The 24,276-nt window shown below is 38.4% G+C and carries 29 protein-coding genes and 2 tRNA genes; 1 reads left to right on the forward strand and 30 read right to left on the reverse strand.

Going from position 1 to position 24,276, the window contains the following annotated elements:
- Nucleotides 1-43: 43 nt before the first annotated feature.
- The 9 genes from ftsX to HMPREF9088_RS07850 all read right to left on the reverse strand — a co-directional run bounded on the left by ftsX (nt 44) and on the right by HMPREF9088_RS07850 (nt 8,891).
- Nucleotides 44-928 carry a permease-like cell division protein FtsX gene (gene ftsX / locus HMPREF9088_RS07810; RefSeq protein ID WP_007208659.1) on the reverse strand — a complete coding sequence of 295 codons (885 nt, stop codon included), beginning with the start codon at nt 926-928 and terminating at the stop codon, nt 44-46.
- Nucleotides 921-1,607 (reverse strand): cell division ATP-binding protein FtsE, encoded by a 687-nt coding sequence (ftsE, locus tag HMPREF9088_RS07815; protein WP_040366823.1) that lies wholly within the window; start codon nt 1,605-1,607, stop codon nt 921-923. Before ftsE ends, ftsX begins: the two co-directional genes overlap by 8 nt.
- A 102-nt stretch (nt 1,608-1,709) precedes the next feature.
- A protein-coding gene (prfB, locus tag HMPREF9088_RS07820) for a peptide chain release factor 2 (RefSeq protein ID WP_143139649.1) occupies nt 1,710-2,817 on the reverse strand; the annotation gives its coding sequence in 2 pieces (ribosomal slippage) (nt 1,710-2,744 and nt 2,746-2,817; 1,107 coding nt in all).
- A 71-nt stretch (nt 2,818-2,888) separates the two neighbouring features.
- Nucleotides 2,889-5,399, reverse strand: coding sequence for a preprotein translocase subunit SecA (secA, locus tag HMPREF9088_RS07825; protein ID WP_040366826.1), 2,511 nt, complete (start codon nt 5,397-5,399; stop codon nt 2,889-2,891).
- A gap of 167 nt (nt 5,400-5,566) precedes the next feature.
- Nucleotides 5,567-6,109, reverse strand: coding sequence for a ribosome hibernation-promoting factor, HPF/YfiA family (gene hpf, locus HMPREF9088_RS07830; protein ID WP_040366828.1), 543 nt, complete (start codon nt 6,107-6,109; stop codon nt 5,567-5,569).
- A gap of 123 nt (nt 6,110-6,232) precedes the next feature.
- Nucleotides 6,233-6,910, reverse strand: coding sequence for a ComF family protein (locus HMPREF9088_RS11950; RefSeq protein WP_040366831.1), 678 nt, complete (start codon nt 6,908-6,910; stop codon nt 6,233-6,235).
- On the reverse strand, nt 6,900-8,201 hold the full coding sequence (locus tag HMPREF9088_RS07840; RefSeq protein ID WP_007208665.1) for a DEAD/DEAH box helicase: 1,302 nt from the start codon (nt 8,199-8,201) through the stop codon (nt 6,900-6,902). Before HMPREF9088_RS07840 ends, HMPREF9088_RS11950 begins: the two co-directional genes overlap by 11 nt.
- Before the next feature lie 56 nt (nt 8,202-8,257).
- Nucleotides 8,258-8,572, reverse strand: a complete 315-nt coding sequence (locus HMPREF9088_RS07845; protein WP_245785515.1) for a PTS sugar transporter subunit IIB — start codon at nt 8,570-8,572, stop codon at nt 8,258-8,260.
- A 25-nt stretch (nt 8,573-8,597) separates the two neighbouring features.
- Nucleotides 8,598-8,891 carry a DUF7662 domain-containing protein gene (locus HMPREF9088_RS07850; RefSeq protein WP_007208667.1) on the reverse strand — a complete coding sequence of 98 codons (294 nt, stop codon included), beginning with the start codon at nt 8,889-8,891 and terminating at the stop codon, nt 8,598-8,600.
- Nucleotides 8,892-9,041: 150 nt separating this feature from the next.
- Between HMPREF9088_RS07850 and HMPREF9088_RS07855 the strand changes: the two genes are divergently transcribed.
- The gene (locus tag HMPREF9088_RS07855; protein WP_052607491.1) at nt 9,042-9,629 is read left to right on the forward strand and encodes a YigZ family protein; all 588 of its coding nucleotides are present in this window, start codon (nt 9,042-9,044) and stop codon (nt 9,627-9,629) included.
- A gap of 1 nt (nt 9,630) precedes the next feature.
- On the opposite strand, the gene HMPREF9088_RS07860 is transcribed toward HMPREF9088_RS07855, so the two are convergent.
- From HMPREF9088_RS07860 to atpF, 21 genes are all read right to left on the reverse strand, one after another.
- Nucleotides 9,631-10,335, reverse strand: coding sequence for a GntR family transcriptional regulator (locus HMPREF9088_RS07860; protein ID WP_007208669.1), 705 nt, complete (start codon nt 10,333-10,335; stop codon nt 9,631-9,633).
- 42 nt (nt 10,336-10,377) lie between these two features.
- Nucleotides 10,378-10,539 carry a hypothetical protein gene (locus HMPREF9088_RS11955; RefSeq protein ID WP_007208670.1) on the reverse strand — a complete coding sequence of 54 codons (162 nt, stop codon included), beginning with the start codon at nt 10,537-10,539 and terminating at the stop codon, nt 10,378-10,380.
- Between the two features lie 81 nt (nt 10,540-10,620).
- Nucleotides 10,621-10,692, reverse strand: a tRNA-Gln gene (locus HMPREF9088_RS07865).
- Nucleotide 10,693: 1 nt separating this feature from the next.
- A tRNA-Tyr gene (locus tag HMPREF9088_RS07870) sits at nt 10,694-10,777 on the reverse strand.
- Nucleotides 10,778-10,852: 75 nt separating this feature from the next.
- Nucleotides 10,853-11,083, reverse strand: coding sequence for a DUF2969 family protein (locus tag HMPREF9088_RS07875; protein ID WP_007208671.1), 231 nt, complete (start codon nt 11,081-11,083; stop codon nt 10,853-10,855).
- An 81-nt stretch (nt 11,084-11,164) separates the two neighbouring features.
- Entirely contained in the window at nt 11,165-11,812 is a 648-nt protein-coding gene (locus HMPREF9088_RS07880) for a CBS and ACT domain-containing protein (protein ID WP_007208672.1), read from the reverse strand.
- Nucleotides 11,813-11,815: 3 nt separating this feature from the next.
- Nucleotides 11,816-12,517 (reverse strand): ABC transporter ATP-binding protein, encoded by a 702-nt coding sequence (locus HMPREF9088_RS07885; RefSeq protein ID WP_007208673.1) that lies wholly within the window; start codon nt 12,515-12,517, stop codon nt 11,816-11,818.
- Nucleotides 12,517-13,293 carry an ABC transporter ATP-binding protein gene (locus HMPREF9088_RS07890; RefSeq protein WP_007208674.1) on the reverse strand — a complete coding sequence of 259 codons (777 nt, stop codon included), beginning with the start codon at nt 13,291-13,293 and terminating at the stop codon, nt 12,517-12,519. The genes HMPREF9088_RS07885 and HMPREF9088_RS07890 overlap by 1 nt, the downstream gene beginning before the upstream one ends.
- Nucleotides 13,271-14,251 carry a branched-chain amino acid ABC transporter permease gene (locus tag HMPREF9088_RS07895; RefSeq protein WP_007208675.1) on the reverse strand — a complete coding sequence of 327 codons (981 nt, stop codon included), beginning with the start codon at nt 14,249-14,251 and terminating at the stop codon, nt 13,271-13,273. Before HMPREF9088_RS07895 ends, HMPREF9088_RS07890 begins: the two co-directional genes overlap by 23 nt.
- Nucleotides 14,252-14,260: 9 nt before the next feature.
- The gene (locus HMPREF9088_RS07900; RefSeq protein WP_007208676.1) at nt 14,261-15,139 is read right to left on the reverse strand and encodes a branched-chain amino acid ABC transporter permease; all 879 of its coding nucleotides are present in this window, start codon (nt 15,137-15,139) and stop codon (nt 14,261-14,263) included.
- Nucleotides 15,140-15,223: 84 nt separating this feature from the next.
- Nucleotides 15,224-16,402: an ABC transporter substrate-binding protein gene (locus HMPREF9088_RS07905; protein WP_040366834.1), complete on the reverse strand. Its 1,179-nt coding sequence runs from the start codon at nt 16,400-16,402 to the stop codon at nt 15,224-15,226.
- Nucleotides 16,403-16,574: 172 nt separating this feature from the next.
- Nucleotides 16,575-16,862, reverse strand: coding sequence for a membrane protein insertion efficiency factor YidD (yidD, locus tag HMPREF9088_RS07910; protein WP_040366837.1), 288 nt, complete (start codon nt 16,860-16,862; stop codon nt 16,575-16,577).
- Between the two features lie 55 nt (nt 16,863-16,917).
- A complete protein-coding gene (locus HMPREF9088_RS11695; protein ID WP_007208678.1) occupies nt 16,918-17,094 on the reverse strand; it encodes a DNA-directed RNA polymerase subunit beta in 177 nt (58 codons plus the stop codon).
- Nucleotides 17,095-17,110: 16 nt separating this feature from the next.
- Entirely contained in the window at nt 17,111-18,406 is a 1,296-nt protein-coding gene (gene murA, locus HMPREF9088_RS07915; RefSeq protein WP_007208679.1) for a UDP-N-acetylglucosamine 1-carboxyvinyltransferase, read from the reverse strand.
- 47 nt (nt 18,407-18,453) lie between these two features.
- Nucleotides 18,454-18,687 (reverse strand): DUF1146 family protein, encoded by a 234-nt coding sequence (locus tag HMPREF9088_RS07920; RefSeq protein ID WP_040367376.1) that lies wholly within the window; start codon nt 18,685-18,687, stop codon nt 18,454-18,456.
- A gap of 136 nt (nt 18,688-18,823) precedes the next feature.
- On the reverse strand, nt 18,824-19,246 hold the full coding sequence (locus tag HMPREF9088_RS07925) for a F0F1 ATP synthase subunit epsilon (protein ID WP_007208680.1): 423 nt from the start codon (nt 19,244-19,246) through the stop codon (nt 18,824-18,826).
- A 13-nt stretch (nt 19,247-19,259) separates the two neighbouring features.
- Nucleotides 19,260-20,666 (reverse strand): F0F1 ATP synthase subunit beta, encoded by a 1,407-nt coding sequence (gene atpD / locus HMPREF9088_RS07930; RefSeq protein WP_007208681.1) that lies wholly within the window; start codon nt 20,664-20,666, stop codon nt 19,260-19,262.
- 27 nt (nt 20,667-20,693) lie between these two features.
- Complete coding sequence (locus HMPREF9088_RS07935) at nt 20,694-21,599, reverse strand: F0F1 ATP synthase subunit gamma (protein ID WP_007208682.1); 906 nt, start codon at nt 21,597-21,599, stop codon at nt 20,694-20,696.
- A gap of 23 nt (nt 21,600-21,622) precedes the next feature.
- Nucleotides 21,623-23,182, reverse strand: a complete 1,560-nt coding sequence (gene atpA, locus HMPREF9088_RS07940; RefSeq protein ID WP_007208683.1) for a F0F1 ATP synthase subunit alpha — start codon at nt 23,180-23,182, stop codon at nt 21,623-21,625.
- Between the two features lie 23 nt (nt 23,183-23,205).
- Complete coding sequence (gene atpH, locus HMPREF9088_RS07945; RefSeq protein ID WP_007208684.1) at nt 23,206-23,748, reverse strand: ATP synthase F1 subunit delta; 543 nt, start codon at nt 23,746-23,748, stop codon at nt 23,206-23,208.
- Complete coding sequence (gene atpF, locus HMPREF9088_RS07950) at nt 23,738-24,259, reverse strand: F0F1 ATP synthase subunit B (RefSeq protein ID WP_007208685.1); 522 nt, start codon at nt 24,257-24,259, stop codon at nt 23,738-23,740. Before atpF ends, atpH begins: the two co-directional genes overlap by 11 nt.
- Nucleotides 24,260-24,276 lie beyond the last annotated feature (17 nt).

A 24,276-nucleotide genomic window follows, 5' to 3' on the forward strand; every position in this document is an offset into this window, starting at 1 on the left:
AAAGATGTCTCCATCTTTAGACTTCATCCGGATAGAATAAAAATTATACTTTTAAGAACCGTCGCATTGAAATGACTGATCCAATCGAACCAATCACCACCCCTATTAAAAGGACACCGACTGCGACTGGTACCATGAATTCATTTGGTGTGACCAGTGAATAGTTCGAACGCAACATAATTGGGTTGGCCACTGCATAGAACTTCTGATAACCAAATACAATAATTAAGACCGGGATCACTGCGCCTAACAAACCAATCCAACCACCTTCTAAGAAGAATGGCCAGCGGATATAACTATTTTTAGCTCCCACTAAACGCATAATTTGAATTTCACGTTGGCGAGACAATATGGTAATCCGAATGGTATTTGAAATTAAAAACATTGCAATGAATAACAGCAAAATGGAGCCTACTAATCCCCACGTACGCACTCCTTTGGCGATGCTAAATATTTTATCAGATAGGTCATCTCCATAGCGAGCATCTTGGACATAGGTAGTTAATTTTTTGGCAGAAGCCGTAATACTTTTAACATATTGCGGATCCGTGGCACTGACAATATAGACATCATGGAGCGGATTGTCTTGTTCGAACAAATCCCATGATTTTCCATAGCTACCTTTGATTTTTTCTAATTGATCATCTTTACTAGAAAAAGTCACCGTTTTGACATGGTCAATGGCTTTTAATTCTTTCTCAAGTTCTTTTTTGTCATCATCGTTCGCACCAGTCACCACAAAAACTGACACATCTACATTGTTTTCCATGTCATCAGCCAACTTAACAGCATTTAAGATAATTGCCGCAAAAATAGCTAATAGACTAAGGGTAATTGCAACTGCACTAATCGATGAAATCGACATCCAGCCATTTCGCTTTAGACTCTTCATACTCTCTAATAAGTGGCGGAAAAACCTTCTAATCATCGTACTCATACTCTCCTTCCGCCTGATCTCGTATAATGCGTCCATTTTCAATAGCAATCACACGGTGACGAATCGTATTTACGATTGTACTATTATGAGTCGCCATGACAATCGTTGTCCCTTGAGAATTGATACGATCTAATAGTCGCATGATTTCCCATGAATTTTCGGGATCCAAATTTCCTGTTGGTTCATCAGCGATTAACACTTTCGGCATATTGACAATTGCTCGCGCGATACTTACACGCTGTTGTTCCCCACCAGAAAGCTCACTCGGAAAGACGCGAACTTTGTGCTTCAATCCGACTAGGTCTAATACTTCCATGACCCGTTTTTTTATTTCTTTTGGCTTTTTGCCAATTACTTGCATGGCATATGCAACATTTTCGTAGACTGTTTTTTTAGATAATAACTTATAATCTTGGAAAACAACCCCTATTTCTCTTCGCAAATAAGGAATGTCGCGATTTTTTATTTTTAATAAGTCATAACCGGCAACTTTCAGCGTTCCTTTGGTTGCTTTTTCTTCTCGATACATCAATTTGATAAATGTCGATTTACCAGCTCCTGATGGGCCTACAACATAGACAAAATCACCTTGATTAATCGATACGGATATATTTCGGATGGCGGTTGTCCCGTTTGAATATTTTTTCAAAACATCCTGCATTTCAATCATGGCTTTTCTCAATTCCTTTCCTTGTACTGAGACAGTATAGCATTGCATTATTGCAACCGATTTTCAGCAAGTTACAATCAGATGTCAATTTGTTAACTTTTTTTACGCTCGATTTAATTTTTGTTTGAGGTAGGCGTCGATGAAACCATCGATGTCTCCATCCATGACCGCCTGTACATTTCCAGTTTCAAAATTGGTACGGTGATCTTTAACCATAGAGTAGGGATGGAAGACATACGAGCGAATTTGTGATCCCCAGCCGATTTCCATTTGTTCCCCTCTCAATGCCGCTGCTTCTTGTTCCTGTTTTTCAACCTCTAACTGATAGAGTTTGGCTTTCAACATCCCCATCGCTTGTTCTCTATTTTTCAATTGCGACCGTTGCGCTTGACTGGCGACCACTGTCCCAGTCGGAATATGCGTAATACGGACAGCAGATTCCGTTTTGTTGATATGCTGTCCACCGGCACCACTCGCACGATAGGTATCGATTTTTAGGTCATCTGAGTTAATCTCAATATCAATGGTATCATCTAGTTCAGGCATGACATCCACTGAACAGAAAGAAGTGTGACGACGATTTGCGGAATCGAATGGAGAAATCCGAACTAACCGATGAACACCTTTTTCTGATTTCAAGTAACCAAAGGCATTTCGTCCTTTGATTAATAGCGTCACACTCTTAATCCCTGCTTCATCCCCAGGCAAATAGTCAAGTGTCTCTACTTGAAATCCACGCTTATCAGCCCAGCGTTGGTACATTCTTAGTAACATACTGCCCCAGTCTTGGGATTCAGTCCCACCGGCACCAGGATGCAGTTCAATAATCGCGTTGTTATGATCATACGGTCCATCTAGTAACATCGCTAGCTCATAGGCGCTCATTTTACCCAAAAGCTCAGAGGCACGTGTGGCTAACTCTTGCTCCATCTCATCATCTGGCTCTTCTTGAATCATTTCCAGTAAAACTTCCAATTCTTCAAGTTCATCTGCCAATTCATGAAATTGATCGAACGCTTCTTTATTACTATTATTTTCATTAATAACTTTTTGTGCTGACTGTGTATCATCCCAAAATCCAGGCTCAGCCATACGATTTTCTGCCTCGGCAATGTCTTCTTCCAACTTATCTAAGTCAAAGAGACCCCCTAAAACTATTAATTTGTGTTTGCATTGTAGCTAGTTCATTTTTTAATTCTGAAATTTCCATGATGTTTCCTCCAATTATTCTTTGACAAAAAAAAGCTGGACAACGACTGCTGACCAGCTTAATGTGGCGTTTTACATGCCTTTACCGTGACAATTTTTGTACTTTTTCCCGCTTCCACATGGACAAGGATCATTACGACCAACTTTTTGGACATTGACTGGTTTTTGTGGTTCCACCGTTTCTTCTTGTTCTACCTCTGCTTCGCCTTGTGCTACTTGCTCACGTTGAACATTTTGGCGAATCTCAGCCTTCATGAAGAGACGCGTTACTTCATATTCAATTGCACCCACCATTGCTTCAAACATCGAATATCCTTCTGTTTGATACTCAACCAATGGATTATTTTGACCATATGCACGCAAACCAATCGATTGACGCAGTTGATCCATCGCATCGATATGGTCGGTCCATTTCGAGTCAACTACGCGTAAAATAACCACTTTTTCAAACTCAAGCAATTGCTCTGGGCTATTTAGTTGTTCAGACTTGGTATCAAAAATAGCTTTCGCGCGACTGTATAGATCGTCTTTGATTTCTTGTGCTGTTTTCCCTTTTAATTGATCGACACTGATGCTATCTTCATGGACCAATGTACTACTTGCAAAATCAACGATGCCCTCGTAATTCCATTCTTTTTGATCCAACTGAGTATGGCTGTCAACCATTCGATCAATCGTCCGTTTTACCATACCTAATAACTGATCTGAAAGCGTTTTGTCTTCCATAATAACTTGTTGTCTTTGTTTATAAATGACTTCACGCTGTTCACGCATCACATCATCGTATTGTAAGACATTTTTCCGCGTATCATAGTTGTTCCCTTCTACTCGTTTTTGAGCAGCCTCTACTTGTTTGGTCAACATACGACTTTGAATCACGGCATCTTCTTCATCTATTTTTAGACGTTCTAAAAATGATTTGATACGCTCTGAACCAAAACGTTTCATTAAGTCATCTTCTAAAGAAAGATAAAATTGTGATACACCAGGATCTCCTTGACGTCCTGAACGACCACGCAGCTGGTTATCGATTCTTCTTGACTCATGACGTTCAGTACCGATTACTGCTAGTCCACCAACTTCTGCGACACCTAGGCCTAATTTAATATCTGTTCCACGACCAGCCATATTTGTGGCGATCGTTACAGCGCCTTTTTGACCAGCGTTTAAAATGATTTCCGCTTCTTTAAAGTGATTTTTAGCATTTAGGACTTCGTGAGGTACGTTTTCTTTATTCAGTAAGTTTGACAGTAATTCAGATGTTTCGACGGCGACAGTCCCCACTAAAATTGGCTGCCCCTTGCGATAGCGCTCTTTAATATCTTGGACTACGGCAGTAAATTTGCTTTCCAAAGTCGGATAAAGCAAATCAGCACGATCATCCCGGATAACTGGACGATTCGTCGGAATTTGAATCACTTGAATGTTATAAATCTCACGGAATTCTTCTTCCTCAGTCTTGGCTGTACCGGTCATTCCAGCAAGCTTCTTATACATTCTAAAGAAGTTTTGGAAAGTAATTGTCGCCATCGTCTTTGTTTCGTCCTCAATTTCGACACCTTCTTTGGCTTCGATTGCTTGGTGTAATCCATCTGAATAGCGACGACCCTCCATAATACGACCAGTAAATTGATCGACAATTAAAACTTGATTTTCTTGCACGACATAGTCAATGTCACGAATCATAATAAAGTTGGCACGTAACGCTTGATCCAAGTGATGCGTTAATGCAGTGTTTTCGATATCGTATAAGTTAGTCAAGCCAAAGTTTTCTTCTGCTTTTTCGATACCTTGTTCAGTAAACGCAATGGTTTTGGATTGCAAATCGATTTTAAAATCGTCTTCTTCTTTTAACTTTTTAACGAAATTGTCTGCACGAATGTATAGTGCCGTTGATTTTTCTGCTTGACCAGAAATAATCAATGGTGTACGTGCTTCATCAATTAAAATCGAGTCAACTTCATCGACAATTGCATAATTTAATGGTCTTTGAACCATTTGATGACGATAAACAACCATGTTATCACGCAAATAGTCAAATCCTAATTCATTGTTTGTACTATAAGTGATATCGCAAGCATATGCAGCTCGTTTTTCTTCTGATGACAACGAATTGATATTTAATCCGACTGTCATTCCTAAGAAATTATACAATTCCCCCATCTCGGTAGAATCCCGTGTTGCCAAGTATTCATTCACAGTTACGACGTGCACGCCTTTTCCAGATAAAGCATTTAAGTATACCGGCATTGTCGCTGTTAAAGTTTTCCCTTCACCAGTACGCATTTCAGGAATATTGCCATCGTGTAAAACAATCCCACCCATTAATTGCACATGATATGGGTACAAGCCAAGTACACGCTTGGCAGCTTCACGCACAACTGCAAATGCTTCAGGTAATAATTGATCCAATGTCTCTCCGTCTTTAAAACGTTGACGAAATTCGTTAGTCTTGGCTTGCAATTGTTCATCTGATAGAGCAGCGATTTGCTCAGCAAATGATTCAACTTTTTTAGCAATATGGTCTAATCTTCGAAGTTCTTTTTTATCATTTTCAATAATTTTCTTTAGCAAATTGGCCATTCGTATATAAGTCTCCTTCAATCCTTTTTCAATTTCATATGAAAGTCTCCAAACCATTTTATCATTACTTGTCAAGAATTGAAATATTTTCTATCGATTAAGTGCTTGATACTTAAAAAAAAGGCATCACCCAACTAACTGGGGATGCCTTTGCTCAATAGTAAGTGTTAGTTTGTTTCGATGAGACCATATTTACCATCTTTCCGACGATAAACAATGCTTGTGCCATTCGAATCTGCATCTTCAAAAATAAAGAAATTATGACCTAACATATTCATTTGTAAGACCGCTTCTTCACTATCCATTGGTTTTAATGATAGTCGTTTCGTACGCACGATTTCTAGTTCAGACACTTCTTCTTCTTTTTCATTCGAAGGGATGACTGGTGTTTCAGGAATAACGACTGCTCGAGATTTCCGGTTTATTTTTGTTTTAAATTTTCGTATTTGACGTTCCAATTTATCAACAACTAAGTCTACACTTGCATACAAATCTGGAGAAGTTTCTTCAGCTCTTAATACAAGATATGGAAGTGGGATCGTTACTTCAACTTTTGCAGTTTTATCGGAATAGACTTTCAGGTTAACATGTGCAGTAGCATCCGGTGCATCGCTAAAGTAGCGTTCCAATTTGCCAACTTTCTTGATTACATACTCTCTGATTGCTTCTGTAACCTCGATATTTTCTCCACGAACATTATACTTAAACATAACAATTGCCCCTTTCATCTACCAATTAAAAAGAAATAAAGGACCACTCTTATTCCTTTCTACAATAATAGTATAACTAAAAGAATAAGAAAAGTAAAAGAAATCGTTAACATTTTTCAAAAACTATCTCGCCAAGGTAAGCGTTGTGATTTTTATCTTTGGATACGTCCAAAAACAACTCGTTGCATGCAAAATTGTTCGACCGGTCGTATAGACATCATCGACAATCAATATCGTACGGGCATCTGAATTTATCTCCTTAGCCAAATGAAAAGGCTGCCCCATATTTAACCGTTCGACTCGGCTCTTTTCACTTTGCGGTGATACATTTTCATTTTTGGCTAATAACAGTTGATATGGAATGTTTGCTGCCTTTAGTAGTTCTTCTACTTGATTGTAGCCTCTCATATTCTTCCGTTCTTCAGCTAAAGGAATTGGGCAAATAATATCAACTTTTTGCCTTATAATTGCCTTCCTTAAATCTTTAGAAAATGTGCCTGCTAACTGAATATCTCCTAAAAATTTAAACCGATGCATCCATTCTTTCATTCCTTGATTGTATTGATAGAGCGCGGTATGCTGTAGATTGATCTCCGGATATACACGTAACCACGCCTGACAATCTAGGCATACACTGCTTGAGTCTTGACTTCTAGAGCACATCGGGCAGTGAGTGATTGGAATTTTTTGAAATTTCCTTTGGCAATCAAGACAAAGTTCAGCAGACGATCTAATCGGAAGCAAATACTCAAGGATGGTTAGATTACGAATAATAGGTTGTCTGCAATTGCTACATTCCACCCTCTTCACCCTCCCTTGCTAATTGATTCATCAGCTTTATTTCAGCTAAGGCCTCTTTGATAGCCCCTGATTTACGATTATACATAAAAACTAGTTCGCCATTTTGATGCTCTCCTTTTCGGTCAACACGGCCAGCTATTTGTACCAAACATGACTTCGTATAGATACGATGATTCGCACCAATCACAATGACCGATACTCGTTCAAACGTCACGCCACGCTCGAGAATTGTCGTTGTCAATACTATCTGATACGCTCGTTTTCTTGCATTTGCTACTTTCAGTTTTCGATCTGGATCCTCAGAATGAACAGCAATCAACTCACTTTCTCCATATACTTTTAGTAATTCTTGATATAGCTGCCTCATATAGGCAATGCTTGGACAAAAAATAAGCACAAAAGAATCCACAATCAGTCTTTCAAGTAATTGTATGAGTTGCTTCTTAAAAAAATAATTTTGACAGTTTTCCCAGTGATTTTGCCAAATAAGCTGCGGCAAAGGTAATGGTCGCCCATGATACCGCCTTGGCAGTTTCAATATTTCTGTATCAGCTGCCAGACTTTGACTTAAAAAGCGTGAAGGGGTAGCAGTCAAAAACAAATTTCTACCCGTTTTTTTAAGCGCTGTTTTTCGTGCATAATGTAACATTTCATCGCCTTCATAAGGAAATGCGTCGGCTTCATCAACAACAAGCAAATCAAACGCATGGTAAAAATGTAGTAACTGATGCATGGTACAGACAGTCAAATTAGAAAAACGGTAAGACTCTTCGGAATTACCATGGAGAAGCAAAACATTTTCATCTGGAAATACTGCTGCGATACGAGGAAACAACTCTCGACAAACATCAATTCGTGGCGAGCACACGGCCACTCTGCCACCTGAGGATAAAACATGATTGATAATAGGAAAAATCATTTCTGTCTTCCCCGATCCAGTCACCGCCCATACCAAACTATCTCGCTTATCTTGATAAACTGTAATTAATTTTTCGGCAATTTTTTTCTGTCCAACCGTTAATTGTCCTTCCCACCTGTAAGTTATATTTCTAGGAGCAATTGTTTCTTCTTGCCATACTAAATAATCAGTCGTAGTTAACCGACCATAATGAATACACGCAGGACAATAATATTTCCCACTTGCTGGCAAAAAATGGCTAGTCGCTAGTGATTTGCTGCCACAACGATGGCAAAGGAGCCAATCAGTCCTCTTTTCGACTGCCACACAATTGAATCCTTCTGATGGTATCTCTGATTGCTCACACCTAGTTAGCCTTCCAACTTCTATCATGCGCACCCCTCCATAAAAAAATACGCAAAAAAAAAAAGAACACCCTGTGCTCTTCTTTATTTCATCACCAATCCCAATAATGCCATCGCTTTGGATAAAATCGTTTCCCCATCTAACAATCCATAATCTTTCATATCAATAATCGAAAGTGGAATTTGATCATTTTTCGTTATCGTCTCTAACTCTTTTTTCATATAGCGAACTTGTGGACTAAGTAAAACGATATCTGGTTTCAACTCATGATACTCAGTGAGCGCTTGGGCACCACTGACCGCCGATACATCAATAGCTAAATTTTTTGAAAAAATGATTTTGACTATTTTTGCAACCAATATATCCGTTGTTAATCCCGTACTACAGACCAACATCATCTTTTTCAATTACATTTCCTCCAAACTATTTCTTTTCAGTAAAGAACCAATTTGATTTTAATAATGGAATAAACACCACGTACTCTTTTTCTAAATTAATATGAATCACTTCGTATTTTGCGTTTAACCATGCGTACGCGCCATTTTCCGGATGACGATAATCATTTGCCCACCATTCCACTGAAGTTCGAGCAGTTTTAGGTAGACCAACTGAAGGAAAAAGAAGCTCATCAAATTGAGTAAACGTCAACGTAATCTGACTTCCTCCATTATGTTTTAAATAGTTTGTGATTACATCATACTTCTTTTTTCGCTCCATTCTCTCGTCACCTCCTTACTCATTTCAAAATTCTACCCTCTTACAAAGTTGAAAACTAGCAACTGATTGACTATACTTACTTGAAAGGAGGAGAACTGTTGAATACTAATTATATTACTATTGCCAAAGATGAAACAGATGAGCAACTAAATAAAAAAATCACGATTTATTTGCACAGTTCATCGCATTGAATCCGAAGATGAAGCTAGATCGTTCATTGCAATGACTAAAAAGGCACACCCAAAAGCAAATCATAATTGCTACGCGTTCATTGTAGGACAGGCGCCTGAAACTCACCGCTCAAGCGATGATGGCGAGCCAAGTGGAACTGCCGGTATCCCAATGCTAGACGTGTTAAAAGGTCAGAAGCTGACAAATACCCTTGCCATTGTCACACGCTACTTTGGCGGAACGAAGTTAGGTACGGGAGGATTAGTACGTGCATATGCACATAGTACCAAGTCGGCAGTAATAAAAGCTGGACTAATCGAAAAACGGCTAGAATCAGCTGTCACTATATTTATCGACTATTCTAATCTCAATCAAACCAACTATTTTCTGGAAGCAAAACAGATCAACACACTTTCAACCGAATTTTTACAAGAAGTTGCGCTTACAATTTCGACAGAACATCCTGAAATAATTAAAGCTGAGCTAATTGAATTATTAAATGGTCGCGTCCGTTTTGAGGATGGTCTGAAAACATTTTATGACTATCCTATTTTACAAGCTGATTAAGTTATTTTTCTAAATAAAATTCAAAACGCGAGCCAACATATTGTGTACGCACATACTCGAACGGCCGACCATCATCAAAAAAAGAGACTTGTCTTAGTCGCAACACCGCGTCACCGCGTTTGATATTTAAAAATTCAGCAATCTTTTCTGATGCTTCAGTCGCAGAAATTGTTTGGTTGGCACGCCCAATTTTAAATCCTTCATCTTCCAATATCCGATAAAATGAATTCGTGATGCTCTCTTTCGTAAACTGATTGATTAGCGTTTCTGGGATGGAGGCGAGTTCAAAACAAATTGGTATCCCATCCGCGTATCGGATTCGCTCCATTCGTAAGACAAGTTGATTTTCACTTAAAGCTAATTTTTCTATTTCACTTGAGCTGGGAGAGGTCACAAAATAAGAAGTCACCTTGCTTGACGGCTGTCTTCCTTGGGATAACATAATTTCAGTAAAACTTGTTGTTCCAGTCATCTTTTCCTGAACTTTTTGATTGGCTACATACGTGCCAGAACCAACTTTTCTTTCCAAAATACCTTCATCAGACAAATTCTGAATCGCTTGCCGTAAAGTCATACGACTAACGCCAAAATGCAAAGATAATTCCCGTTCGGATGGTATACGATCCCCGACTTTCCAGATATTTTCTTCTATTTTTCGTTTGATATCATCATGTATTTGAATATATATAGGTAATTGCTCTGCCATTTGTTTTCTCCCTAAGCTCAATCTCTTAAAAGTGAATGACTATTATTTATTTTTTGCATGCCATTTAATTGTTTGTTGTTTTAATCGTGATCTTGTTCCTGCTACCTTTTTTCCTTTTGACTCATTGAAGGCCTTCTTCGATAAGTCGTACACTTCCAATGCAGCTTCCCGAATCGCCAATTTAATTTTTTTCGTCATTTTCATAATAATTCCTCCTTTAAAATAACAAAACTATAAAAAAATAAAGAGAGTATCGAACGTTTCGATACTCTCTTTATTGCAAGACTGGGGTAGCTGGATTCGAACCAACGCATGAGGGAGTCAAAGTCCCTTGCCTTACCGCTTGGCTATACCCCAATGGTGGAGGAGAGTGGATTCGAACCACTGAACCGAAAGGAACGGATTTACAGTCCGCCGCGTTTAGCCACTTCGCTACTCCTCCAATGTTGTCTGAATAACCCGACCTCGTTATAATACAACATTATATAACGCATTGCAAGTAGAATATCAAATTTTTTTAATCTTGTAAATTCCATTGACGAATAAACAATTCTAATGCGTCATCCATTGTTTTGGCACTTCCGCAATTTTCATCGCCAATAAAAACCCGAAAGTCTTTGGTTGCATAGGTCAAGATTTCACCAATCTTCTTCTTGCCTAAGTATAGTTCACCAATTTCATATTTTTGACCGTTGATTACTTTTGTTGTCTCTTGGAATTGAATTTCCGTATCTTTATTTTTTCGCATTTTCCCACCTCATGAATAGTGTAGCATAACTTTTGCATAAAAAAAACAGGTGACCGTCGCAACAGTCACCACAGTTAGAATTTATTTGACATTCGTTAATACCGCATCGACAACCTGATAGCCCGCGTCTTCAAATAATTCGCGGATCTTAATTACTTGTTTAGAAACAACTTGGAACTCAACAATGGTGCCATCTGATTTTCTGTTGACGACAATCGTTGATATACTCATTTGATGATCGGCTAAAATTTTTGATAAATCAGCAATTACACCGGACTTATCCTTAGAAATATTGACGCTAATTCTCGTGCCACCTTCGTGATAGCCAGTAATCTTTAAGAAAGCATCAAAAATATCATTATTCGTAATAATTCCAACCAAATTCCCATTGTCTAAAACAGGTAAAACGGCTACACTATTCGTCCGCATTTTTGCGATAGCATCTTCCAATAAGGCTGTCGGTTGAATAGTTAAAACATCTTTAATCATTATATCTGATACGTTTGTTTTGTTAATTAAATAATTTAATTCATAGACACTTAGTGACGTAGCCTTTGATGGCAATGCAGATTGAATCACGCCTTCAGTAATCAATCCGACTAAGTGCCCCTCTTCTACCACCGGAAGACGGTGAATATTATGAGCTTTCATTACATCTATCGCATCAAATACAGGTGTAGCTGGCGTAACTGTTACAACTTTTTTTGTCATGAAATCACTAACACTCATTGTTTACCCTCCCAAGTATGCTTTCTTCACAGCTTCACTGGCTAATAATTCTTGACCAGTACCTTCAAGAACGATTTTCCCAGTTTCTAAAACATAACCTCGATTCGCAATGGATAAAGCCATTTTCGCATTTTGTTCAATCAATAGAATCGTTGTTCCTTGCTTTTGAATTTCCTGAATAATCGAAAAAATTTCTCGAATGAAGATTGGCGCCAAGCCCATTGAAGGCTCATCTAAAAGCAATAACTTTGGCTTAGACATTAAGGCTCTTCCCATTGCTAGCATTTGTTGCTCCCCACCTGACAATGTGGCTGCATCTTGATTTTTTCTCTCTTTCAATACTGGAAATTTCGAAAAGACTTGTTCATAATCTTGTTTGACTTCCTTATCTTTCCGTAAAAATGCCCCCATCTCCAAATTTTCTTGAACCGTTAACCCTGGAAATACATGACGGCCCTCAGGTACTTGAGAAAGTCCTGATGCGACAATTTTTTGGGGTGCTTGTTTTTCAATCCCTTTGCCCTCAAAAGAAATTTTTCCTTTCGAAGAACGAGTCAAACCTGATATCGTTCTAAGGATGGTTGTTTTTCCTGCTCCATTGGCACCAATTAATGATACTATTTCACCTTTTTCGACATGAAAAGACACATCGTGAACGGCTTGAATCATACCATAGTGGACAGATAAATTTTCGATCTCTAACATTATAAATCTCCCCCTAAATATGCTTGAATGACCCTAGGATTATTTTTAATTTCTATGGGGGTACCATGTGCAATGACTTGACCATATTCTAATACATAAATTCGCTCACATACATCCATAACCAAGCTCATGTCGTGCTCGATTAAGACAATAGTAATTTGAAATTCACGTTGGATTTTTCGGATCAGCTGGGTCAACTCTGCAGTTTCTTGAGGATTCATGCCCGCTGCCGGCTCATCTAAAAATAAAATTTTTGGTTGCGTTGCTAAGGCACGAACGATTTCTAATCTCCGTTGTTCCCCATAAGGCAGATTTTTTGCTAGGGTATCCATCTTAGAATCAAGACCAAAAATCTGAAGAAGCTCTTTTACTTTTGTGGTCATCATTTCTTCTGTACGATAAAATTTAGGTAACCTGAAGACACTTGTTAAGAAACCTTCTTTATTTTTTGAGTTCATTGCAATTAAAACATTGTCTAATACTGTTAAGTCTTTGAATAAACGAATATTTTGAAATGTCCGAGACAAGCCAAGATCAGCAACCTTATAAGGTTTTATGCCATTTAATCGTTCTTCTTTGCCACCAACTTTTAATAACACATCACCTGAACTAGGCTCGTATACACCCGTCAATAAGTTAAATAATGTCGTTTTTCCTGCTCCATTCGGACCAATTAATCCTATTAATTCATTTTCTTCAACTGACATGGAGACATGGGAGACGGCCGCCAGACCACCAAAATTTTTCGTTAAATTATTTACCGTTAGAAGTGCCATCTAAGTCGCCTCCCTTTTTGCTAAAACGATTGAACAAGCGTTTGATTGAGAACTCCCAAGTGCCTAATAATCCACTTGGTTTAAAAATCATAATACCAATTAATGCTAATGCGTAAATGATCATTCGCAAGCTACCAAAATCTTGCAGGTACATATTTAAAACACCTAAAACAATAGCTGCCAATACAGAACCAGTCGTACTTCCTAAACCACCAAATACCGCAATAATTAAAATATCAATGGATTTATTAAAGGTGTAATCACTTGGGAATACAGATTGTTGATAACTAGCATAGAGTGTCCCGGCCAAGCTTGCCAACATGCCACCAAACACAAAGGCAATTACTTTAAATTTGGTTGTATTGACTCCCATCGATTCTGCAGCAATCTCATCTTCTCGGACTGAAAGAGTCGCACGACCTCCACCGCTATTAATGAAGTTTGAAACAAATACAACAGTCAATACAGCAAAAATAAATACCAACTGCCAATTACTGAATTCTGGAATACCAAAAATTCCTGAAGGTCCATTTGTTAACCAACTATTGTTTACTATAAGAATCCGAATAATTTCAGAAATACCTAGTGTTGCAATGGCAAGGTAATCCCCTTTTAAACGCAATGTTGGTGTTCCGACTACAAATGCGACAACGCCTGCAATAATCATACCTACGATAATCGCTAGCAAAAAGCCACCAAAAGTAGGATTCTTAGTCGTAATAATCGCACTAGCATATGCGCCAATTGCCATAAATCCAGCATGTCCTAATGAGAATTGACCAGAAAAACCAATAATTAAGTTCAAGCTGACTGCCAAAATAATATTAATACCGATATTGACAATAATCGCATCTGTAAAAATATTTATAAAGCCACCATTATACAAACCAAATAAACCAAAATAGATGACCAACGTAAGTAGCAACCATGTTAGATTGTATTTCAAGTTTTTTTTCATTTATGCCACCTACACTTTCTCTTTAATATTTTTACCCAAAATACCAGCTGGGCGAATAAGTAAAATAATGATTAAGACGCCATAAACAAAAGCATCTTTATAATCTGAAAAACCGAGTGCAGTGGAAATTGTTTCAATCAACCCAATGACAAAACCACCAATGGCTGCCCCAGGTATAACACCGATTCCACCTAATACAGCTGCTACGAAAGACTTCAATCCGGGTACTACACCCATCATTGGATCAATCGAATTGTAATACAAACCAATCAACATCCCACCTGCTGCAGCCAATGCTGACCCTAAAGCAAAAGTGAATGAAATTGTCCGATTGACATTAATCCCCATCAATTGGGCTGCATCTGCATCCACACTGACTGCACGCATCGCTTTACCCATACGTGTTTTTTGAATAATAACTTGTAATAAAATCATTAAAAATAGCGAAACCCCTAAGATTAACAATTGAATATTACTAACGGAAATAAACCCCAACTGATAAGTCTGACGTGCAATGACTTGCGGAAAAGGTCGCGTATCTGGTTTGAAAAAATAAATCATTAAGTTTTGCAATAAGTATGAAACCCCAATTGCTGTGATTAACGCAGAGATACGTGTCGATTTTCGTAAAGGACGATAGGCTAAAAATTCAATGACCACCCCTAAAATAGCACAACCCACCATGGCAATTATCATAGATGGGAAAAAGCCAAAACCTAATTGTTTAATTAAAAAATATCCAATAAAACTACCAATCATGTAGATTTCACCATGAGCGAAATTGATTAGTTTGATAATACCATAAACCATCGTATATCCTAATGCCATTAATGCGTAAATACTTCCTAAAAAAAGACCATTCACGACTTGTTGTAGTAATACTTCCATCTCATCACTTCCAATTTTTTATTATCAACGAAAAAGGCTAAGACAAAACCCTATACGATTTTGCCCCAGCCCCACTTACCTTACTTATGGATTGATCGTCTCTGCTGAGCTTTCTTTTCCATCCGTATATTTGATGATTACCACTGATTTTTCTGGATTATGATCTTTATCAATCGTGATATTACCAGTAACACCTTCAAAATCTTTCAAATTTGCTAACCCTTTTGTAATTGCCGCTGAATCAGCTGAATTTTGATCGATGATTGCTTGCTTGATCATGTTCATTGCATCATACGCCAATGCATTAAATGTTGAAGGTTCAGTTCCAAATTTTTCCTTATATGCATCTATGAACGGTTGTACAGTATCGTTTGCTGGAGCTAGAATTGAAAAGTGTCCGGTATAGTATACATCAGTAACATTGCTTGCTCCCGCTAATTGAATAATCTTTTCATCTCCGAAGCCATCTGCACCAAGAATTGGTTGGGTAATTCCCATTTCTCGTGCTTGTTTGATGATTAGACCAGCTTCTTCATAATAACCAGGTACATATAAAACATCGAAGTCTGAGTTTTTAATTTTTGTTAAAACTGCTTGGAAATCTTTGTCACCACTCGTAAAGTTTTCTTCAATAGCAATATCGCCTTTGTATTCAGATTTAAATGCTTTTGTTAACCCAATTGCATAATCACTTGAATTATCACCCAAAATGGCCACTTTTTTCGAATCTAGTTTTTCCGTTGCATATTGTGCTAAAACTTTTCCTTGGAAACTATCTTGAAAACTTGAACGGAAGACATATTCTTGCACTTTTCCATTACTCATTGTAACAGAATCATCTGTTCCAGAAGGAGTAATAAATGGTACTTGTGCTTTTGTTATGTTCGGAATAACAGCTTTCGATGCACCAGACGTTGCAGGACCAATAATTGCCACAACATCATCGTTGGTTGCTAAGTTGGCAGCAGCAGTTGCAGCTTCGTTGTTATCAGATTTATTATCTTTAACAACTAATTCAACTTTTTTACCTAAAATTCCACCGTCATTATTAATTTGTTCTACAGCTAATTCAATACCGTCTTTTTCTTGTGATCCATAACCGGCAACTGCGCCAGATAATTCTAAATTCACACCGATTTTAATGGTATCTCCGGTTTGTTTGTTTCCGCCATCTGCGGAACTACTCGATTTTCCAGTCGGGCTAGCACTACAAGCACCTAGGATAAATAGACTTGCAAACAAAAATGCCAACTTCTTTTTCATCATTACTTCCTCCCTTAAATTCCCCTGAATATGAATCATAATATACCTAAAATAATAACAATTGTCAACGAATTTTCAGAATATTTTATTTATTCTGTCATAGATAGCTTACTTTATGTATTTAATTTGTCTAAATTGTGAAATTTCACCCAAAAAAAAGAAAACACTCAAATTAAGAATGTTTTCTTTTCATAATATCTTGATAGTTAGGCTCAACTCTATCGACCCTATTTCTAACCAATGAAAATTTTGTTGGTACATAGTCAAGGCCTCCATGAACGAATGGATGGCACCGCAATATTCTAGAAATGCCCATTACCGCACCTTTAAAAAAACCATGTACCGTAACTGCTTGAATCATATAATTTGAACAAGTAGGATAATAACGGCAACTTGGTGGTGTCAACGGAGAGATAAATTTTTGGTAACCTCTGACAAGCCCAATAAGTATTTTTTTCATATATGACCTCTCTACAGATGAACGATTTGTTCAAAGATTGTAGACCAACAATCAACTATAGGAAAAATTCAAAAATATGTTGCCACAATTTTCCACTAAACACACCAGTCGGGTTTCCGTCACCAATGTAGCCGTAGCCGACCATTAAGCCTACAAAAAATAAAATCATCGCAATCAAAATAACTAGTACTATTTTAAATAAAGACATAAGTATTGTTGAAGTGTTTTTCATTGTATTCACATCCTAATTAAAATGAATAAGCGGCCACTTTTTCGTTCGAACTATCATTGATTCGTTCAATTTTTGCACCTAGTTTTTGTAATTTTTGATGGAATTGATAATACCCACGATCTAAATATTTTAAATTCCGCACTCGTGTAATACCTTCAGCACATAGTCCAACTAAAACCAATGCTGCCGCAGCACGTAAATCTGTCGCATGCACGATAGATCCTTGCAAGTCATTTGGTCCATCGATTACGGCTACATTTCCATCAATCTTCACTTTAGCATTCATGCGCACCATTTCTTCTAAATGTTGGAATCGGTTTTCAAAAACCGTTTCTGTCACAATACTTCTACCGTGCGCTAACATTTGGATAGCTGTCATTTGCGCTTGCATATCGGTGGGAAAACCAGGATGGGGTAGGGTTTTAATATCTGTCGCTTTTAAGATTTTAGGTCCTACAATCCGAATTCCTTCATCATTTTCTGAAATTTCTGCACCCATCTCCGCCAATTTGGATAAAAGCGGACGATTGTGTTCGGCAATTGCATTTTCAATTAGAACATCACCTTGCGTCATCGCGGCTGCTACCATAAAAGTACCTGCTTCAATCCGGTCCTGTACGATAGCGTGCTCTACAGCGTGAAGTTTTTCCACACCTTCAATGCGCATCGTTTCAGTACCCACACCAAAAATCTTGGCACCCATTTTGTTTAAGATATTTGCTAAATCAACTATTTCAGGCTCGCGGGCAACATTACTAATCACAGTCGTTCCCTTAGCCTTCACTGCAGCCATCATAATATTTTGCGTGGCTCCGACACTTGGAAAATCCAAATAAATATTCGTCCCAATCAACTGATCGGCAATCGCTTCGATATAGCCATCCTTTTGAATGATTTGTGCGCCTAATGCTTGAAACCCTTTTAAGTGCAAATCAATTGGCCGCTTACCTATAGCACAGCCACCTGGCATAGCTACTTTGGCATGACCATTTCTTGCCAATAATGGTCCCATGACTACTATTGATGCACGCATTTGGCTTACGTATTCATAGGGTGCTTCTATATTTAAATCGGCTGTCGCATCGATAGTGACTTGCTTTTGTTCTTCATCAAATTTTACTTGCGCATTTAATTGACGGATTACCTCATTCATTGTAAATACATCTGATAAAATTGGTACATTATGTAAGTTGGTTGTTCCTTCATCTGCTAATAAACTAGCTGCAAGTATCGGTAAGACTGCGTTTTTTGCTCCTTCAATCTTAACTGTACCCTTTAATTGATTACCGCCTTTAACGATAATTTCATCCATTATTGTTCCCTCCAAAGCATAGGCTTAACTGTATCTTTCATTCATCCTCAAATTCCACTTAAAAATAAATTTTTGCTCAATGCAATCAATTCTAAAAAGAAGCTACTGGCAGTATAACCAATTGTGATTGAGAGCAATACCATTAATGTACGAATTTGCGGGGTTTGTAATGATCGGAACAAGATATCCAATCTCAGGGCTTTTAAGCTCCAAAAAGTTAAATAAATAAAAGCAAGATGGCTCGTAATACGAATGATGACATCTATTCCGTATACTTGCAACACCTTCACATCCCTTCCGCTAAAAACCCATAGGCACATAATACCATAAGTTTTGCAATTAAAAAAATATCTAGTATATAAGAATTTATCAAATAAAAAAAGTCTCTAACAAAATCAGAGACTTCTTTTATAATTGTTACAAATGTTTCGAGACATTGATACGGTTTATTGCTCTATGTAGTGCAACCGTTGCTCGACGAAGTTCATCAACGTCATCTTTCTGTTTGGCTTCTTCAATCATTCGTTCGGCACGAATTTTCGCCCGTTCAGCACGTGAAACATCGATGTCTCTTTCACGCTCTGCACTATCAGCCACTATCGAAACAACACTGTCACGAACTTCCATAATGCCACCATTGACTGCAATCCAATCAACATGTCCATCATCGTCTTTACGACCTACTTTAACTTCATCTATTAGAAGTGGTGCGATCACAGGGATGTGATTAGGCAAGATTCCTAGCTCGCCATCCGTCGTTTTAGCGACGACAATCGATGCATGATGGTCATAGACTAGTCCGTTTGGCGTTACCACATTTACAGTTAAGTATTGACTCATGGTACACCTCTTTCTAGTAGCCTAGTTTTTTAGCCTTCTCAACGGCTTCTTCAATTCTTCCGACACTACGGAAGGCTTCTTCAGGTAGCTCATCGTATTTGCCATCTAGAATATCTCTAAACCCTTGAATCGTTTCTGAAACAGGTACATATGACCCTGGTTGGCCTGTAAATTGTTCAGCAACGTGGAAGTTTTGAGATAAGAAAAATTGAATTCTTCTAGCACGAGAAACTAATACTTTTTCATCTTCTGATAACTCGTCCATACCTAAAATAGCGATAATATCTTGTAATTCACGGTAGCGTTGTAAGGTATGCTGTACTTCCGTCGCTACTTGATAATGTTGTTCACCGACAATTTCTGGCGCCAAGGCACTAGATGAAGATGCCAGTGGGTCAACAGCTGGATAAATCCCTTGTTCTGTCAATTTCCGTTCCAAGTTAGTCGTTGCATCCAAATGAGCGAACGCTGTGGCTGGCGCTGGGTCAGTATAGTCATCCGCTGGTACATAGATGGCTTGAATCGATGTTACTGATCCTTTTTTGGTAGAGGTAATTCTTTCTTGTAATTGCCCCATTTCAGTGGCTAGTGTTGGTTGGTATCCTACCGCTGATGGCATCCGGCCAAGTAAGGCGGATACTTCTGATCCGGCTTGAGTAAAACGGAAAATGTTATCGATAAACAACAATACATCTTGCCCTTCCACATCACGGAAATATTCCGCAATTGTCAATCCAGTCAAGGCGACACGCATCCGCGCACCAGGTGGCTCATTCATTTGACCAAACACCATTGCTGTTTTTTCAATTACGCCAGATTCACGCATTTCATTGTAAAGGTCATTTCCTTCACGCGTACGTTCACCAACCCCTGTGAAAACAGAAATACCACCGTGTTCTTGGGCAATATTATGAATTAATTCTTGGATAAGGACGGTCTTACCAACACCGGCACCACCGAAAAGTCCAACTTTCCCACCTTTTAAATAAGGGGCTAGTAAATCGATGACTTTAATCCCTGTTTCCAAAATTTCAGTACTTGTACTTAATTCATCAAAGTTTGGTGCTGGTTTATGAATCCCACTACGTTGCGCATCTTTAGGAAAAGGTTCTTGTAAGTCAATTGTTTCACCTAGCACGTTAAATACTCGGCCTAACGTTTCTTTTCCGACGGGCACAGAAATAGATTCGCCAGTATCAACGACTTCCATTCCTCTTTGAAGTCCATCTGTTGACTCCATTGCGATAGCACGAATCACACCATCACCTAGCTCTAAAGCTGCTTCTAATACAACTTTTGTTTTAGAAGCATCATTTTTATAGACAACAAGCGCATTGTTGATATCTGGTAATGACTCATCTAATGAGAATTCTACGTCAACAACGGGTCCAATGACTTGGACAATTTTGCCTGAACTCATTTATTTTCCTCCATTCATTCACGAAAATTATTCGAGTGCAGCTGCACCACCAACAATTTCGGTAATTTCTTGGGTAATTGCCCCTTGACGTGCACGATTGTAACTAATCGTCAAATCATCAATAATATGTTTGGCATTATCCGTTGCAGTTTTCATCGCAGTCATTCCTGCCGCGTGTTCAGCTGTTTTTGCATCCACAATTGCACCATAAATCAAACTTTCCGCATATTGAGGAAGTAGCTGATCCAAGATGGCTTCTCTTGAAGGCTCGAACAGATACTCTTGCTCATATTTTTTGGCTTCACTTGGATCTAAGTCTATAATTGGCAGCATCTTTTCAACTCGGAATTGACTGGTCAATGAATTGACATGATGGTTGTAGCAAACATATAACTCATCAAAGACTTCTGTTTGATACATTGACGTTGCCATATTGACGATTTTGCGTACCTCTTCAAAACTTGGTTGATCAGAAAGATTTCTTAGTTCATATGCAAGTGGAATTCCGCGCGTTTTAAAGAAATCAGCCCCAGTTCCCCCAATGGAAATCATGACATAATCATTGGAATTTTGGTGATCGTCTTTGATCATTGTCATCATTTGTTTCAAAATTGAACTATTATACCCACCAACTAACCCCCCATCGGAAGTTATTACAATATACCCTGTTTTTTTCACAGGTCGACTGATAAGCATGCTGTTGTAGTTGATTCCCTTTTTGCTATCTGGTGTACCCGCAAGGTCAGTTAGTTGCTGTGCTGCCAAGTGGGTAACGATTTCTCGAACTTTAGATGCATAGACCTGAAATTGTCTTGAATGGGCTTCAGATTTTGTAAGCTTTGCCGCAGAAACCATCTGCATTGCCTTTGTAATTTGGCTTGTTTTTTTTGTGGAAGCAATTCGTTGCTTTATTTCATTTAGAGAAGCGCCCATTGCGATTCACCTCTTCCTTACACTTATGCATTTTCAATTGTTGACAATTTGTCTTCAGTTGAACTAGTCGGTTGATTTAATGAAGCAGCAAACAGGTCTTTACAATCTTTGATTGCCTTATTTAGCGCATCTTCCGATGGTAAATCTTTTGTTGTACGAATTGTTTCAAATAAATCTGGTTGATTCGCTTCAATATAGTCAAATAATTGAGCTTCGAAATCTAACACTTTATCAACAGGAATACTATCAATAAATCCATGAGTAAGTGCATAAAGACTTACGACTTGTTTTTCTACAGCTAATGGTGAATGTAGTTTTTGTTTCAAGATTTCAACTGTTCTTCGACCACGATTAAGTTTAGCCTGAGTAGCGGCATCTAAATCTGACCCAAATTGGGTAAAGGCTTCTAATTCACGGAAACTTGCTAAATCAAGACGTAATGTTCCAGCAACTTTTTTCATTGCTTTAATTTGTGCTGAACCACCAACCCGAGACACTGACAATCCTGCATCAACGGCTGGACGAATTCCAGAGTAGAATAAGTCACTTTCCAAGAAAATTTGGCCATCGGTAATTGAAATAACGTTTGTCGGAATGTAAGCGGAAATATCTCCTGCTTGCGTTTCGACAAATGGTAAGGCCGTCATCGATCCGCCACCTAATTCATCACTTAACTTCGCAGCACGTTCTAATAAACGAGAATGCAAGTAAAAAACATCCCCAGGATAAGCTTCACGACCTGGTGGACGACGAAGTAGTAATGACAGTTCACGATACGCAACTGCTTGTTTTGATAAATCATCATAAACAATTAATACATGTTTGCCATTATACATAAATTCTTCACCCATTGCTGCACCAGCATAGGGGGCGATGTATAACATTGGCGCTGGTTGGGAAGCGCCAGCAGACACAACAATTGTGTAATCCAATGCACCAAATTTTCTTAGTGTTTCGACTTGCGTTCTTACTGTTGAGTCTTTTTGACCAATCGCGACATAGATACATATCATATCCTGTCCTTTTTGATTAATAATTGCATCGATAGCGATTGATGTTTTCCCAGTCTTTCTGTCACCGATGACAAGTTCACGTTGGCCACGGCCAATTGGAACTAACGCATCAATCGCTTTTAAACCAGTTTGCATTGGTTCATGGACTGATTTACGTTGCATAACGCCAGGAGCGGCAGCTTCTACTGGGCGCGTTTTATCGGTTTTGATTTCACCTAATCCATCAATCGGTTGACCTAATGGATTTACCACACGTCCAATTAGTGCTTCGCCAACAGGAACTTCCATAATTTTACCTGTTCGTTTTACCTTATCGCCTTCACGAATGGATTCAAATTCACCAAGGATAATAATCCCTACATCATTTGACTCTAAGTTTTGTGCCATACCATATGAACCATTTGAAAATTCAAGGAGCTCTCCACTCATCGCATTTTCTAAACCGTGTGCGCGGGCGATTCCATCACCTACATATGTCACCGTTCCGATTTCTTCAACGGAAAGTTCATTTTTATAATTTTTTATTTGCTCTTTAATCAAGGCACTGATTTCTTCTGCTTTGATAGCCATTCGGTTCACCTCTCATCTCTTGTTTATCTCGCTAGCTTAGCACGGAGATAATCTAATCGACTTTTTACACTACCATCAATCACTTGATGATTGGCTTCGACAATTACACCGCCGATAATCGTAGGATCGATTTTTTCTTCTAACTTCGCTTGCTGGTAATGCAACAATGAGGCTGTCTTACTTTCCAACGCCTCTTTTTGCTGACTATTTAAGGGCACAGCAGTCGTAACTGTACCAATGACTAACCCTTTTTGATCGTCATAGCGGCGTTCAAATTCAGCAAAGATCAGTAAAAAATCATCCATGCGATTGTATTCAAATACAATTTCTAAAAACCGTAACATTAAGCCAGAAAATGGCTCAACCAATGTGTCCATCAGTTGTCTCTTTTCATTTTTATCCAAGCGAACATCACTTAGTAAATCGCCTAATGTTGGAATTTCTTTATAGATATTTCGTAAGCTAAGCAAGTCTTGATAAATTTCGTCTGTTTGGCCATCTTCGACCGCCAATTCAAAGAGGGCTTTTGCATATCGTTTGCCAACAGTGGCTTTATCAAGCTTCATGGCTTCCTAGTCCTTCGATATACTCATTGATTAATGATTCATGGGCTTCAGGCGACAATTCTTTTCCTAGAATTTTCTCTGCGATTTGAAGTGATAGTGAGGCTACCTCATTCTTCACTTCAAGAAATGCAGCATCTTTTTCAATAGAAATATCAGATTTTGCCTTAGCTTTTAATCGTGAAGCTTCCTCCTTTGCATCAGTAACTATTGCTTGGCGGGTTACTTCTCCAATATCTTTCGCATTTTGAATAATCGAAGCAGCTTCTGAACGTGAATTCATCAGCTGATCTTGTCTTTCTTTTTCAAGCGCAGCTGCTTTTATTCGAGATTGCTCTGCAGAGTCAATGTCATTGGCAATTTTTTCTTCACGCTTTTTTAACATTTCGCTGATAGAACCCCATGCAAAATGTTTCAAAAGCAAAAGTAAAATAAGCATAGCCCCACTTACGACAATCATGTTGCCCCAAGTGGTATTTTTTACTGCAGCTGCTATAACTAAGTGATTTAGCATTGCGCAACTTCCTTTCA

Source organism: Enterococcus italicus DSM 15952, assembly GCF_000185365.1.
Lineage (GTDB): Bacteria > Bacillota > Bacilli > Lactobacillales > Enterococcaceae > Enterococcus_G > Enterococcus_G italicus.